Genomic DNA, 14,693 nt, shown 5'->3' with positions numbered 1-14,693 from the left:
TTGACGCCCACAGTTTCCCTTTGTGGCTCAGAATTCCGTCCAGTCCTGCTTCACCGGTTCGGCGGCAGCGGCAGATCCCATGCCGAAGGCGCGACCGAGCTTGCCTGCCAGCACCCTTGCGGGCGAGGGGGCCGGCGCATGGACGCTGGAGGCCGCCAGTGGCTGGCGCGCTGCTTTCGCCACACCTGCTGCGTTTCCATGCGCAGAGGTAGCCGGGCACGACTGTCCCGCATTCTTGGGTGCAGCAACAGGCTGGCCGAGACGGAACTGGGCAAGCAGAGTGTTGAGCGAATCCGCTTCTGCCGCCAGCGTATGCGAGGCAGCTGTCTGCTGCTCGACCATCGCGGCATTCTGCTGCGTACCCTGATCCATGCTGGTCACGGCGAGGTTGATCTCCTGCAGACCGGTCGACTGTTCGCGCGCTGCCGTCACGATGGCGCCGACATGATGGCTGATCTCCTGGACGGCGGTGACGATCTTGTCGAGCTCCACGCCCGTCTCGCCGACCAGTGCCACGCCGTTCCCCACCTGTGCCGTCGATTTCGAGATCAGCGCCTTGATTTCCTTGGCGGCGTTTGCCGAGCGCTGCGCCAGTTCGCGCACTTCCTGGGCGACGACGGCAAAGCCCTTGCCGGCTTCGCCGGCTCGGGCCGCTTCCACGCCGGCATTCAGCGCCAGAAGATTGGTCTGGAACGCGATGTCTTCGATCACGCCGATAATGCTGGAGATCGATTGCGACGACTGTTCGATCTCGGTCATCGCTTGGACAGCATTGCGCACGACGTCGCCGGAGCGTTCGGCACCGGCCCGGGTGCTATCAACCAGCTGGCCGACATCCTCGGCCCGCTTTGCGGTATCCCTTACGGTCTTGGTGACTTCGGCGACAGCGGCTGCCGTCTCTTCCACCGATGCGGCCTGCTGTTCCGTGCGCCGGGCGAGATCGTCTGCGGACGACCGGATCTCTGCCGCACCGGCATGGATCGCATGCGCATTCGCGCCCACCGTGCGAAGCGCGGCCTGCAGCTTTTCCAGGGACTCGTTGAAATTGCCGCGCAGGCTGTCGAGATGCGGAGCAAATGGCTTCTCAAGCCGGAAGACCACGTCACCTTCCGACAGTGCGGAGAGGCCGGTTGCCAGTTCGCTCATGGCAAAGCGCACTTCTTCGGCTTCACGCGCCTTTTCCGCTTCGGCCCTTTGGCGGTCCGTTTCAGCCTGTTCGCGCATCATGCGGCGCTCGTCGGACATGCGTGCGCTCTCGATCGCCGCTTCCTTGAACACCAGTACGGCCTTCGCCATGCGTCCGACTTCATCGCCTCGATCGACGGCAGGCACTTCAATGGCGTGATCGCCTGCTGCAAGGCGGGCCATGGCATTGGTCATCCCGGTGATCGGCGTGACGATGGAGCGGGCGAGAAGCCAGATCAAGCCAACTGCAAAGACGCCCGCCACCGCGGCGCCGAGGACAAGCGCCATTTCCAGCGCGAAGTGAGCGGCCTCCAGACGGGCGCGCGTCGCTGCCATCTCGCCGGCCAACAAAGCCTTGATGTCCGAGGCAGCGTTCCGGAACGAATCGAGCTGAGCACTGGCCTGCGAAGTGCCAATGGCGGCGACGTCTTCGAGTGTACTGCCGGCCTGGCGCGCTGTGATCTGGGGATCGATAACCTCCTTGGCATAGGTATCGGCTGCCGCGCGCATGGCATCGAGACGGGCGACAAGCGCGCTCTCTGCTCCGGCCATCGTTCTAGCCTCGGCAATGGCGGCTTCGAGCGCCTGCCGGTTGTTAGCCACAGCCGTGAGCATGCCTTCGTTGCCGAGCAGCAGATAACCGCGCTCATTGGCGGCCTGCTCTGCCATCGCGGTGCTTGCCGCCTCCACGAGATTGACGATGCGTTGTGCCCGATCCTGCTCGATCAGCGTGTTCTTGGCCGTGTAGGCCTGAAAGAAGACGACGACAGAGGCCAGGAAACAGCCGGCCATGATCGTGCAGAAGGTGAGGATCAGCCGTTTGCTGAGGGAAAGGTTCTTGAGAAACATCGACATGACTTTCAAAGCGCGCAAAGGAATTCGGCACGTCCGGCACTCGGCGGACGCGCCAAAACAGCGTGACATGATCTTTCTCGGAATTTGCGCGCCAGTCATGGCGCGCTCAGGGGGGAACCGGAAGCAATCGATCGGCGCGATCCTGTCGAAAACGGTTTTACAACCCGTTACCAGCGGATTGTGGTTTGCCACCTATCCCGGACAAGAGCGCTGATCTGACGTTATGGATCCTGCATGGCAATCTGGTTGCTCACGACGAGCAGGATATGGAGATCGTCGGGCGGGAAATAGTCCTTGGCCCGCATTTCGAATGTGGTCGGCCCAGTCTTCTTCACGCCTTCGCCGCAGAAGCTGACCAGCGATTCCGGGTGGAGCTTGTCGACCGTGAGGTGGAAGTCACCGATCGGACCAAACCAGTTGTTCCCGGTGGTCAGGATGTAGGAGAGCCACTGTTCGAAATAGTAGATGCCGGCATCCGGGTTCTGCTTCTTTTCGAGCTTTGCCGTAGCCTTCAGGAAGGCGTCATCGACACAATAGCGCTTCTGATACTCGGCATAGGCATCCGACGGTTTCCCGTCCCACATGAAGGCGATACCGGCGCTGCCGCCGACGCTCGGGCGATAGCGATGCTCGACTTCTACGTCAGCCCCAGCCGGGAAGGTCGTCTCCCACCAATAGATCGACTCGAGCTCCCAGACCGGCACATATTCCGGTTCCGGCTGCTCGTTGCCGCCCGACCCGTAGTTGATATCCACGATCAGGCCTTTGGCGAGCCAGTCCGCGATAATCGCCGAATCCAGGGTCTTCAGGGCCTCTGAGGTTTCTTTGGACAGCGGCTGCAGCGGTATCTCCTGTTCTTCCACCTCTGCGGTGAAGTCGATGCCGCGCACCAATACCCGCTGCTGCAGGTTGGGCTCGATCTCTTCACCGTCCTGCACGACCGAGAAGTCCATGAAATTGTCGCTCTGCTCGTCCGGCACCGCCGACATGATTTCGATCGGGCCACCGATCTTCGGCATGGGAAAGGCGACGATGGTGTTGACCGGCTTGTCCGAGGTGTTGCGGTAGAGATATTTCACCTCCACCTTCTCCGGGGAAATATAGAGATCCTCCTTGGCCATGGTGATCTCATCGCTGCGCGTGAAGACCAGCCCACCGGCCTCCAGCGTTGCCATGGAGTCATTGGCAAGAACGGCTGTGGCAGCCAGAGCCTGAAGAGCGCAGGCGCCAATCAGTGTTGTCGTCTTCGATATCGTCACGATGCAAATCCCCCAGAAACCCGCCCTATCCCCAGAACGGAAAATGCCACCTTAGCGGTGGCATTTCGATTTTTGAACAGCGCTTTCTGGCTATTACGCGCGTGCCGGCAAGAGCGGGTAACCGACGATCACGGCGCGTGCCGCAAGCGTGGCGATCGCGGCCTTGACCAGGTCGCCCGGGATGAAGGCGAGCGAGCCGGTGAGCACAGCCGGAAAAGGCGTGCCGGCCACCAACGACAGCCACGGCATGCCGCAGAGATAGACGACGCCGATACCGCCGACGATCGAGGCAATGAAGAAGCCGGTCATCTGCTTGGCCGCCGACTGTCCCTCGCGGACCAGCTTTTCGGCGAGGAAACCGGTGACGAATGTGCCGAGGATCCAGCCAAAGATGTAACCGCCGGTCGGACCCATCAGCACGTTGAGACCACCGCGACCACCCGAGAGCACCGGCAGTCCGACGGCCACGAGCACGACGAGCAGAGCATAGGCCAGCGCCCCGCGCTTGGCGCCGATGATGCAGCCGGCGAGCATGACGCCCATGGACTGGGCGCTGATCGGAACTGGCAGCATGGGGATCGGCACGGGCGGGATGAAGCCAAGCACGATGATGATGGCGGTGAAGAGTGCGGCGAGCACGAGGTCTCTGGTCGTCATGATAGGTCCCCGGAAAAAGATCGCCCCGTTACTGACCCCGAATGCCCCGCGCGTCAATCGCTTCGGCGATCCTGTCCGCATCCTTCAGCGTCGAAATGATCAGCGGACCCAGCAAACGCGACAGCTTCACCGGAATGCCGCGCGCCGCATGCGCCTCCTTCAAAGCCTCGTATCGCGCCGCGATTTCCGGCACGAAGCGCAGCACCAGCCCGAAAGCGAGGCCGAGATCGGCAGCCTTCAAGAGGCCCAGCCGCTCCAGCGGACGCGCAAGATCGGTCACGGCGGCCATGAAGTCGGCAATCGTGGTCGAGGCGGTGACGGCAGCCGCGAGAAACAGGATCGCGACGAGCCGAAGCGTGATGACCAGCGCCTCATCTGGCGACAACAGCCAGAGATTGACGGCGGCGAGAAAACCGATGGTGAACAGCACCGGCTTCAGCCTCTGAAAGCCCTCGGAAAGCCCGATGCCCGTCGAGCGATAGAGAAGCGCGGTCAGAACAAGGGCCGTCCCCAGCACCAGCGGATGATCGACGAAATAGAGCGCCAGCCCGAAGACCATCAACCCGAAGAGCTTCGGCTTAACCGGCATCCGATGCAGGATACCAGTTCCTTCCACATGCAGGCTCGTCAGCATCCGGCGATCTCCCGGTAGCGGGCAATCGCGGCCTGGCCTGCGCCATCGAAGGCTAGTGCACCTTCATGGAACACCAGCACGCGGGAAAAATCCGCCACAAGCTCGAGGTCGTGGCTGATGACCACGGCCTGTTCGTCCAGCCCCTCGATCGCTGCCTTCACCCGCGCGCGGTTCTTCAGATCCAGCTGGTTGGTCGGCTCGTCGAAGATCACGACTTGAGGCCGGTTGACGCAGACGGCGGCAAGCGCCGCAAGCTGCAATTCGCCACCGGACAGCTCATGCGGCCGTCTTGCCGCGAGATCGCTGATGCCGAACCGGGTAAGCGCCTCATCCACCAGCCGTTCGACTTCGGAGGCATCAAGCCCCCGCGACTTCGGCCCGAGTGCGATGTCCTCGCGTATGATGGGCAGAATGATCTGGTGTCCGGGATTCTGGAAGATGAACCCCGTCTTCGCCCGCGCCGCCTTCTCGTCGGCCACGGTATCGAGACCGTCGAGCGTCACCGTGCCCGACGAGGGCTTGGCAAGCCCCGCAATCAGCCGCGCAAAGCTCGTCTTGCCGGAGCCATTCAAGCCGATCACGCCGATGCGCGGCTCGCTGAGCGATAGCGTGAGCGGTTGAAGGGCTACGCGATCGCCGAAGCGCAATTCGGCTTGGTCGAAATGGATGTGCAAGGCGGGGCTCCAGAAGCAGTCTGGCAAGCTATAGACTGACTGCGACGTGAGCGAAATGCTCAAGATCTTCAGATCAGGGGAGCCTCAATGGTGCGCGCGTCAGGCCATACACGCCAGGCTTGTCATTTTGAGGTCGTTGCTATATTTTCCACTACATGGCTATGCCACGGGGTCAGGCTCCTACGCCGACCGCCATGAGGGACCTTCGGGTCCCTTGTGTGTTTAAGGGCCTTCGCGCCTTTGATAGACACCATCATAGCATGAGTATTTGACGCCGATTGCTGGGTCACCCTTCGAATGAAAATCCAGGATCTGTCTTGCATCAGCCAGACGGGCATACGCTCGGTTTGGCAAGCCAGTTGGTCGATGGCACAAGGGATGTATCACCAGATCTGCGAGCTGCAACACCGGGTTCGCCTTTCCATCGGGCCAGATCGTCATGAGGGTATGGGCAAGTTCGTCGCGAGACAGAGGCTCATATTTGCCCGCATTCTGGCGATCAAACTCGGTGCCAACAGACTTTAGTCCTCGAAAGTAACTTTCGATCAAACGGTCTTCTTTTTCTCCCGATCGTTCATAGACAATCGACAGACGTTTGTTGATTTGCATAGCATATTTCGCAGCGCGCTCCACCGCGATGTCAAAGGCCGTACGGCTCATATGCCATCGGGAACTGACAGGGTGCTTCTCGAGATATCGATCCCTATAGCCAGGCCTGCATATGACACACGCATGGGCCAGGATGCGTTCATCAATGATGAGGTTTTCCAATTGGGAGAAGAACTGCTGACGAATCCTGCTCTCTCCCTTGAGAAAGGCAAATTTACCCTTGGCGGAACGGATCTTGTTGCCGTGGAGCGCTGGGACACTCCAAAGCTCGCAAAACCGGTGGACCCGGTGTGACAGGGCATTCACGGCTTCGGAAGGTACGATGATGCCACCTAAGCCAAAGCTCAAGACGTGGGGTGCCATTGGCATCATCTCCGCAGGTGTGCACATCGTACGAGTACCAAAGTCATCCATGAAGAAAATCAGGTGATCAACGCGGGACGAAACTTGCACTCGCCACTCCGATTGTGAATTTTCCTTGAGGTTAGCGGAAAAGTTGTCACGGCTGAAGGGGAGTGGCAAGCGCCCATTGAACAAACCACGAACATGCCCTAGCCTCTGCCCATGCCGATTCCTATCCCCAACGCCCTTGCGCGAAAAATCTTCCTCGAACGGCAGGGCCTGTCCCGCTCGCCGACGAAGGCGCTCGGGCGTGACGGTCTCTACGACCTGATCCATGATCTGGGCTTCGTCCAGGTCGACAGCATCCAGTGGGTTGAGCGCGCCCATCACCAGATCCTTTTCTCCCGCAACCAGACCTATCGGACCAAAGATCTCCAGCATCTCATCGAAAAGGATCGCTCGCTGTTCGAGCACTGGACCCATGACGCCTCGGTCATCCCCTCAGCCTTCTTCCCCTATTGGAAACACCGCTTCGTGCGCCGCGAGGCGAAGATCCGCGAGGATTGGGCCCGATGGCAGGGCCAGGGTTTTGATCAGGCCTTCGAGGAAACCTATGCCCGCATCCGCGACCATGGCCCGGTCATGGCCCGCGATGTGAAGAGCGAGGATCACGTCTCCGGCGGCTGGTGGAACTGGCATCCCTCGAAGACCGCGCTCGAATTCCTCTGGCACACCGGCAAGCTAGCCATCGCCCGGCGCGAAGGTTTTCAGAAGGTCTATGACCTCGCCGAACGGGTGATCCCGGCGGAACATCATACGGTCGAAGTCGAGCACGAGGCCTTTGTCGATTGGGCCTGCCGGGCAGCGCTGACCCGCCTCGGCTTTGCCACCTCCGGCGAGATCGCCGCCTTCTTCAAGATCATCACGCCGGAGGAGGCCAAGACCTGGCTGACCGAGCACCGCGACGAATTGCAGGAGCTTGCGCTGGAAACCGTCGACGGCAAGCCACGCATCTCCTTCGCCTTTGCCGATCAGGTGGCCACACTCCTCGACGCCCCCGAGCCGCCGGCCCGCATCCGCGTGCTCTCGCCTTTCGATCCCCTGATCCGCGACCGCAATCGCACCGAACGCCTCTTCGGCTTCTTCTATCGCATCGAAGTCTTCGTGCCCGAGCCGAAGCGCCAATACGGCTATTATGTCTTCCCGCTCCTTGAAGGCGATCGTCTGATCGGCCGCATCGACATGAAGGCGGAGCGCAAGGAAGGTGTGCTCGACGTCCGCCGCCTCTGGCTGGAGCCGGGCGTGAAGCCGAGCGCCGGGCGCCTCGAAAAGCTCGAGGCCGAACTCCAGCGCGTCGCCCGCTTTGCCGGGATGGAAACCGTGCGCCTTCAGCCCGGCTGGCTCGGCTGATCAAAGACATTTCAACGGGAAAGACCTTTTGCATGACCGACAACAGCGCCTACCGCATCGAAGCCCGCGTGCCCGCCATCGACAACTACCTGCGCCTGCGTCTTGAAGCCGGCCTGACACCCTTTTCCCGTGAAGCCGCCGAGAAGGGCCTGCCGAATTCGATCTTCGGCGTCAGCCTGATGCTGGGCGAGGAAACCGTCGGCATGGGCCGCATCATCGGCGATGGCGGCTGCTTCTTTCAGGTCACCGACATCGCCATCCTGCCAGCCCATCAGGGCAGGGGGCTTGCCAAATGGATGATGGCCGCGCTGTCCGATTTCATCGCCACGCTGCCAACCACCGCCTATGTCAGTCTGATCGCCGATGTGCCCGCCAACCGCCTCTATGCGCAATATGGCTTCGATGAGACCGCACCCCGCTCGGTCGGCATGGCCCGCCGGGTGACCTGACGCCCATCAGCGCCGATACCGGCAAAGTTTGGACTGGGAGAGGATCATGGAACGCGCCACGGTCGTGGCATTTCGGGGGTGCCGCGGGATGTCTTGCCGCGATAAGCGCCCTGAAGAATGTAAAGCAAGTGGGGACATGACATGAGACATCTTCGCAAAAAGACCGTTCTGGCGCTGATCACGCTGATCGGCAGCTTGGCGGCAAACTCACCGAGCCTTGCCGTTACGCCTCAGAGCCTCGTCGGCGACTGGACCCTCAACAATGGCAGCATCTTCGGCCCTTGCCGTCTGACATTGACCCTCGACAACTGGAAGGGACGTTTCCGCGCAACGACGACTTGCGTCGGCGCCATGAGTTTTCTCGATGGCTGGGAGCCGACGCAGGACGGATTCCTGCTGCACAATATCACGGGTGGCACACTCGGCCGCTTTTCGCCGGCCGCCGGCGGTCTGCGCGGCCAGCTGTCAGACGGTTCGACCGCCGTGGTCGCCCGCGTCGCCGCACCCCGACCGCCCGCGATTGCTCTTCCCGGCATCACCGATCACAACGGCTGCATCCTCAGTCCGGTCACCGGGCAATGTGCCTCACAGGCCGAATTGCGTGTGCCACGCGGGTCGGAAAGCGTCCGTATCCTTCACAAACTGACCATGCGCGCGGCCCCCACTTACCGCAGTGGTATCGTCGGAGAACTGCAGAAGGGCCAGTGCATCAAAATCGAGGGCTGCTTCGAGACCGCTGCCGAAATGCGCTGCGAAGTTCCTCTCCGGGGTGGCGGCAAGGGCTATATCCTCCGCTACTTCGAGCAGAAAGGGCAGACCTATTCGGCATTTTCGACGGGGTGCTGAGCATATGCGCGGTGGCCCGATGCGCCATGCCGCCGGTCGGATGAGAGCAGAGGGGCAGGGCGCAGATCTGCCCCTCGTCCAATCAAACGATCTCGGTCGCCGAGATCCGGATGCCGAAACCCTCGAGACCGACATAGTGGCGCTCGCGCGAGGAGAAGAGCCGGATCGAGGTGACGCCCAGATCCTTGAGGATCTGCGCACCGAGGCCGATTTCCAGCCACTCGCTTTCGCGTGCCTGGGCTTCCGAATGGGCTTCGCGGTCATGCTTCCCGCTTCGCGCCGTGGTCGAGACGCCGACGCCGACCGAGCCCTCGCGCAGATAGACGACGACACCGCGCCCCTTGTCTGCGATCTTCTTCATGATCGTGTCGATCTGACGGTCCGTGCCGAATACGTCCTGGCCGACATGCTCCAGATGCAGCCGCACCGGAATGTCTTCCCCGTCGCGAATATCGCCGAAGACGACGGCGAGATGCTGCATCGGATCCCAGGGCAGCGAATAGGCATAAGCCTTGGCCGAGCCGTAGGGGGTCTGCAGGTCGAACTTGGAAACCAGCTGGATCAGCGTTTCCTTGCGTTGGCGATAGGCGATCAGGTCCGCGACGGTCACCTGCTTCAGGCCGTGCTGCACGCCAAAGGCCGAGACCTGCGGGCCACGCATAACGGTGCCGTCGTCATTCACCAGTTCGGAAATCACGCCGATCGGCGGCAGGCCTGCCATGTTGCAGAGATCGACAGCCGCTTCCGTATGACCCGAGCGCATGAGAACGCCGCCTTCGCGGGCGACCAGCGGGAAGATATGGCCGGGACGGACGAAATCGGAGGCGCCGACATTCGGATTGGCGAGGTTGCGCACCGTCAACGTCCGGTCGTCGGCGGAAATGCCGGTCGTCGTGCCGTGCTTGAAGTCGACGGAGACGGTGAATGCCGTCGTATGCGCGCTGTCATTGTCGGCGACCATGGCGGAAAGGTTCAGGCGTTTCGCCTCTTCCTTCGGCATCGGCGCACAGACGATGCCCGAGGTATGACGCACGATGAAGGCCATCTTTTCGGGCGTACAATGCACGGCGGCAACGATCAGATCGCCTTCGTTCTCGCGCCCGTCGTCATCCATGACAACGACGATTTCACCGGCTTCAAAGGCACGGATCGCCTCAACGACGCGCTTTTGGTCATAGCTCATGGGGCAAGTCCTTATCTGGTCCGGCCGTTCTGGCCGCGGTCTCTCAGGATATGGTCGAGAAGGATGCAGGCGAGCATCGCTTCGCCGACAGGCACGGCGCGGATCCCGACACAGGGGTCGTGGCGGCCCTTGGTGCGCACATCGACTTCGTTGCCATCGGCATCGATCGAGCGCTTTTCGGTGAGGATCGAGGAGGTCGGCTTGATGGCAAAGCGCGCCACGATCGGCTCTCCCGTCGAAATCCCGCCCAGCACGCCGCCGGCATGGTTCGACAGGAAGACCGGCTTGCCGTCAGCCCCGATCCGCATCTCGTCGGCATTCTCCTCGCCGGTGATCTCGGCCGCCTGGAAGCCATTGCCGACCTCGACGCCCTTGACGGCGTTGATGGACATGAGACCTGCAGCAATATCCTGGTCCAGCTTGCCATAGACAGGTGCGCCGATCCCGGCCGGCACACCTTCGGCGATCACCTCGATCACGGCACCGACCGAGGAACCCGCCTTGCGGATGCCGTCCAGGTAGTCTTCGAACACCGGCACCATCGCCGCATCCGGGCAGAAGAACGGGTTCTGATCGACCTCGGCCCAGTCCCAGTTGTCGCGGTTGATCTTATGCGTGCCGATCTGCACCAGCGCACCCCGGATGGTCACACCGGGCATGGCAAGACGGGCCAGAGCACCGGCTGCCACACGGGCCGCGGTTTCGCGGGCGGACGAACGACCGCCGCCGCGATAGTCGCGGATCCCGTATTTCAGATCATAGGTATAGTCGGCATGGCCGGGGCGATAGCGCTTGGCGATTTCGCCGTAATCCTTGGATCGCTGGTCGGTGTTTTCGATGAACAGCGAGACGGGTGTCCCCGTCGTGATCATCGTCCCGTCTTCCTGCGGCATGACGCCCGAGAGCACCTTGACGATGTCGTCCTCGCGCCGCTGGGTGACAAAGCGCGACTGGCCGGGTTTACGCTTGTCCATGAAGACCTGCAGATCCTCCTGTTTGAAACGGACGCCCGGAGGGCAGCCGTCAACGACCGCGCCGAGCGCCGGCCCGTGGCTTTCGCCCCAGGTGGTGACGCGGAAGAGGTGACCGAAGGTGTTATGCGACATGCGTGAGCTACCGTTCCATTCTCGGCCGCCGGAACGTCTTCCGGTGGCCCCTGCCTTGGATGGCGTCACTCATAGAGCAAATTGACAATTTCTGTGAAGCGCTTTTGCGCCGGAAGCGACTGATTTGCGACGACACAGTGTCACCGCAGACGCGCTGATCCACCGGACTGACAGATCAGGACGCCTTTCGTTGCGGCAGCCGGTCGACGAAGCGGGTGAATTCCTCGAAGGAGAGCGGCTTGGCGAAAGCGTAGCCCTGCAGATAGTCGCAGCCGAGCTGGCGCAGAATGCCGGCATGTTCCTGGGTCTCGACGCCCTCCGCAACCGTCTCGATGCCCAGCGAGCGGGCGATCTCGACGATATTGCGCACGAGGCTGCGCTCCTGCGGCTGGATCGTCACCGGCATCACCAGTTGCCGGTCGATCTTCAGCCGCTTCGGCTTGAGCTTCAGCAGGGAAACGATCGACGTATGACCGGTGCCGAAATCATCGATTTCGATGTCGATGCCGAGCGCCTTGATCCTCTCGATATTGTCGGAGGCGAGCGTGTCGCTTTCGTCGAGGAAGATCGATTCCACCAGTTCGAAACAGATCGAACCGGGGGTAATCGCAAGGCCCTTCAACTGGTCGATCAGGTTGTCGTCATGCAGGCGCTTCGAGGAGACATTGACCGAAATGCGCGGCACCTGCATGCCAAGCGCCGTCCAGCGCATCTGATCCTTGAGTGCCGTCTGCAATACCAGTTCGTCGATGCGGGCCATGACGTTCAGGTCTTCCGCGACCTTGAGGAAGTTGCCCGAGGCAAGAATGCCGCGATCGGGGTGCCGCCAGCGGATCAGCGCCTCGGCACCGCAGAGCTGCATGCTGTCGGCTTCGAATTGCGGCTGGTACCAGACGATGAATTCATCCCGGTCGAGACCGGCCAGCATGTCGTCCGCCATGCGCTTCTTGGCAACGATATTGGCTTGCAGGTCCGGCGTGAAGAATTCGCAGCAGTTGCGACCCTTTTCCTTGGCCTGATAGAGCGCGATGTCGGCGTTGATTAGTACCTTGCGCGGATCAGGCGCGATGCCCTGGGCCTGGGCGATGCCAATCGATACGCCGCAGCGACAGTCGAAGCCCTCGAAATCCAGTGGCTGGCGCATTTCCTCGATGATCTTGTTGGCAAGTGCGGAGAGCTCGTCAATGGATGTCTGGCGGCGCGCAAGCACCACGAATTCGTCGCCCCCGATACGCGCGACGAGATCGCCACGCGGTACATGCTTCATCAGGATGCGCGAAGCATGCACCAGCATGGCGTCGCCGGCGGCATGGCCAAGCGTATCGTTGATTTCCTTGAACCGGTCGAGGTCGAGATGCAGGATGGCGAATTTCGACGATTGGCGGTCTTTGCTGCGCGCCAGCGCGTCGAGCTCGAGATCAAGCTTGCGACGGTTCGCGAGCGAGGTCAGCGGATCGTGCAGCGCATTGAATTCGATACGATTTTTCGCGAGTTCCAGTTCGATGTTGCGCATGTCGGCTTCCGCCTTGGCGCTGCGCAACTGTTCTGCCAGCAGCGCATCAGCTGTGACATCGAAGGCAATCCCGATCAGCTTCTTCTTGCCATCCCGGCCAATATGCGGCTGTCCGACGGAGCGGATATAGCGCAGCTCGCCATTCTGCAGGACGACACGTTGCGTTGTGTTGATGATCTGGTCGAGCGTCACGGCCCGCTTTGTTGCAAGCTGGATCTCGCCGCGATCATCGGGATGAAGGCGTGACAGCCAAGTGTGTTCGGGAACGGGCTTCTCGCTGAACGGAAGACCGTAAAGCTGGTGCATGCGCTCATCCCAGATGGCGCTTTTCGTGACAGGGTCACCTTCCCAGGTGCCGCAATTGTAGGAGCCAAGTGCCAGATCCAGTCGCTGCGACGCTTCCGCCAGCTGGTGTTCGCGGCTCGAAAGCTCCTCGAGCGCCAGCTCAAGCTCGGCGTTCTTGATATCGCTGTTTTCCTTCGCCTTGCTCAGCGACTGGGTCAGCAGCGTGTCGCGTGTGACATCACAGACGATGCCGGTGATGCTGCCGTCCAGGGTACGGGCGCCAACCGAACGGAGATAGTGGAAACTGTTGTCCGAAAGCGGAACACGGTAGCTGATGTCCCATTGATCGGCCATGCCCGCAACCACGCAGTCGAAGAACAGCTGTTCGGCCTTGCCGATGTCCTCGGCATGCAGGCAGGCGAACCAGTCGGCAAGCCGATCTTCGTCGTCGGACAGGCTTGCCGGCAGGCCATGCAGACCGGCGCTGCGCTGGTCCCAGATCAACGCATGGGTCGTCGAGTCGATCTCCCAAATGCCGATATTGGAGGTTTCCAGAGCGAGCTGAAAGCGTTGCGACAGTTCAAGCAGCCGTTGTTCCCGTGCTCTCAGCCGGCTGATGTTCAGGTTGCGCTCGCGCAACAGGAAAAGCGCAAGCAGCACAGAGACCGTCATGGCTGTGACACCGGCCAGCACGAGCAGACGGCTTGGCAGCAGGCGGTTCATCGCCGTCTCCCATCCGTCGGCCGGGACGCCATAAAGTCGGAATGGCAGAGCACCGTTCTCAGCCGTGAGCGATACGGGCTGATCATCAAAGATCGCCCTCTCTCCAAAAACCTCCTCGTTGCCCGACGGCGATGACATGACAACCGCGATCTTCGTATGGTCGTGGTCTTCGTGATCCAGGAGATCGGCGTGTACAAGCATACGGTGGTGATCGAAGAAGCGATCCCCGTCGACTTCCATGACAAGCGAGACCCATGCCTGACTTGCCTGCCACGATGGTGGCGACACCGGAATATTGACGACAAACAACCGCCCCTGCAGTTCGACCTTCGGCGTGAAAGCCATGCGGCTGGGGTCGTCGAGGGGCGCGAGATGGATGCTGCGGATATACGGATTATCGATCAGCAGCCGGTTGATCGTACGGTTGAACTCTGCCGGAGACAACAGTCCATCATCGGCGAGATCATCCGCAAGGCTGATTGCAAGTTCCACTTCATTATCGAGATGCGTGGAGATTTCGGATTGGACATGCAGCAGGCGGTCGAGGATGGCATGCTCGAGGCGTCCGCGCTCCTTTTGCGCGGTCTGCCGATCGATCATCAGCCCGACGGATACGATCAGGAGGCTCAGAACGGCAGCGCCGATCAGCCAAAACATGCCGTTGCTCAGTTTTCTGTCGGCATGCCCGTCCATCATCAACTTGCGCAAGTTTAAGAATCCCCTGGTCCCGATTACGCTAAGTCTATGCTTCTGCGGTTAACTTAGGATTTCGGCGGAGACAGGTTTTTTCTCTGTCGCGGTCTTTTTCAGACAAACAGCAATTTTCTCAGAGTGGCATTCTGGCTGGATATCAGGGTGTGAAGTCGCATAAGCGCTTGATCCCGGTCATCATTCGAGTCCACAATCTCCTTGAAATGACAAGATCGAGGGCGAATTCCGCCACATTCAGGAGGCAATTTTGCA

The 14,693-nt window shown here is 61.0% G+C and carries 13 protein-coding genes; 4 read left to right on the top strand and 9 right to left on the bottom strand.

Going from position 1 to position 14,693, the window contains the following annotated elements:
* Nucleotides 1-27: 27 nt before the first annotated feature.
* Nucleotides 28-2,034: a methyl-accepting chemotaxis protein gene (locus AC1PUL_RS12895; RefSeq protein WP_480464570.1), complete on the bottom strand. Its 2,007-nt coding sequence runs from the start codon at nucleotides 2,032-2,034 to the stop codon at nucleotides 28-30.
* On the opposite strand from AC1PUL_RS12895, the gene AC1PUL_RS12890 reads away from it, so the two are divergent.
* Nucleotides 2,024-2,254: a hypothetical protein gene (locus AC1PUL_RS12890; protein ID WP_480464569.1), complete on the top strand. Its 231-nt coding sequence runs from the start codon at nucleotides 2,024-2,026 to the stop codon at nucleotides 2,252-2,254. The two genes, AC1PUL_RS12895 and AC1PUL_RS12890, sit on opposite strands and share 11 nt — an antisense overlap.
* A 7-nt stretch (nucleotides 2,255-2,261) precedes the next feature.
* Here the strand turns inward: AC1PUL_RS12890 and AC1PUL_RS12885 are convergent, their stop codons facing one another.
* From AC1PUL_RS12885 to AC1PUL_RS12865, 5 genes are all read right to left on the bottom strand, one after another.
* Nucleotides 2,262-3,299 carry a DUF4424 domain-containing protein gene (locus tag AC1PUL_RS12885; RefSeq protein WP_480464568.1) on the bottom strand — a complete coding sequence of 346 codons (1,038 nt, stop codon included), beginning with the start codon at nucleotides 3,297-3,299 and terminating at the stop codon, nucleotides 2,262-2,264.
* A gap of 93 nt (nucleotides 3,300-3,392) precedes the next feature.
* Entirely contained in the window at nucleotides 3,393-3,956 is a 564-nt protein-coding gene (locus AC1PUL_RS12880) for a biotin transporter BioY (RefSeq protein ID WP_480464567.1), read from the bottom strand.
* Between the two features lie 28 nt (nucleotides 3,957-3,984).
* A complete protein-coding gene (locus tag AC1PUL_RS12875; protein ID WP_480464566.1) occupies nucleotides 3,985-4,590 on the bottom strand; it encodes an energy-coupling factor transporter transmembrane component T family protein in 606 nt (201 codons plus the stop codon).
* On the bottom strand, nucleotides 4,584-5,264 hold the full coding sequence (locus AC1PUL_RS12870; protein WP_480464565.1) for an energy-coupling factor ABC transporter ATP-binding protein: 681 nt from the start codon (nucleotides 5,262-5,264) through the stop codon (nucleotides 4,584-4,586). The genes AC1PUL_RS12875 and AC1PUL_RS12870 overlap by 7 nt, the downstream gene beginning before the upstream one ends.
* A 222-nt stretch (nucleotides 5,265-5,486) precedes the next feature.
* Nucleotides 5,487-6,326: a DUF3800 domain-containing protein gene (locus AC1PUL_RS12865; RefSeq protein ID WP_480464564.1), complete on the bottom strand. Its 840-nt coding sequence runs from the start codon at nucleotides 6,324-6,326 to the stop codon at nucleotides 5,487-5,489.
* 111 nt (nucleotides 6,327-6,437) lie between these two features.
* Here AC1PUL_RS12865 and AC1PUL_RS12860 point away from each other — a divergent pair, with 111 nt between their 5' ends.
* From AC1PUL_RS12860 to AC1PUL_RS12850, 3 genes are all read left to right on the top strand, one after another.
* Nucleotides 6,438-7,625: a winged helix-turn-helix domain-containing protein gene (locus AC1PUL_RS12860; protein ID WP_480464563.1), complete on the top strand. Its 1,188-nt coding sequence runs from the start codon at nucleotides 6,438-6,440 to the stop codon at nucleotides 7,623-7,625.
* A 32-nt stretch (nucleotides 7,626-7,657) separates the two neighbouring features.
* On the top strand, nucleotides 7,658-8,074 hold the full coding sequence (locus AC1PUL_RS12855; RefSeq protein WP_480464562.1) for a GNAT family N-acetyltransferase: 417 nt from the start codon (nucleotides 7,658-7,660) through the stop codon (nucleotides 8,072-8,074).
* Nucleotides 8,075-8,215: 141 nt separating this feature from the next.
* A complete protein-coding gene (locus tag AC1PUL_RS12850; RefSeq protein ID WP_480464561.1) occupies nucleotides 8,216-8,920 on the top strand; it encodes an AprI/Inh family metalloprotease inhibitor in 705 nt (234 codons plus the stop codon).
* Nucleotides 8,921-9,002: 82 nt separating this feature from the next.
* Here AC1PUL_RS12850 and ribB read toward each other — a convergent pair whose 3' ends face one another.
* The 3 genes from ribB to AC1PUL_RS12835 all read right to left on the bottom strand — a co-directional run bounded on the left by ribB (nucleotide 9,003) and on the right by AC1PUL_RS12835 (nucleotide 14,438).
* A complete protein-coding gene (gene ribB, locus AC1PUL_RS12845) occupies nucleotides 9,003-10,103 on the bottom strand; it encodes a 3,4-dihydroxy-2-butanone-4-phosphate synthase (RefSeq protein ID WP_480464560.1) in 1,101 nt (366 codons plus the stop codon).
* Nucleotides 10,104-10,114: 11 nt separating this feature from the next.
* Nucleotides 10,115-11,209 (bottom strand): chorismate synthase, encoded by a 1,095-nt coding sequence (gene aroC / locus AC1PUL_RS12840; protein ID WP_480464559.1) that lies wholly within the window; start codon nucleotides 11,207-11,209, stop codon nucleotides 10,115-10,117.
* A 175-nt stretch (nucleotides 11,210-11,384) separates the two neighbouring features.
* On the bottom strand, nucleotides 11,385-14,438 hold the full coding sequence (locus tag AC1PUL_RS12835) for a bifunctional diguanylate cyclase/phosphodiesterase (RefSeq protein ID WP_480464558.1): 3,054 nt from the start codon (nucleotides 14,436-14,438) through the stop codon (nucleotides 11,385-11,387).
* Between the last annotated feature and the right edge of the window lie 255 nt (nucleotides 14,439-14,693).

The organism is Rhizobium sp. P43, from assembly GCF_056730705.1.
The sequence above is the reverse complement of the archived record's forward strand: the minus strand, read 5'-3'. Positions and strand labels throughout refer to the sequence as shown.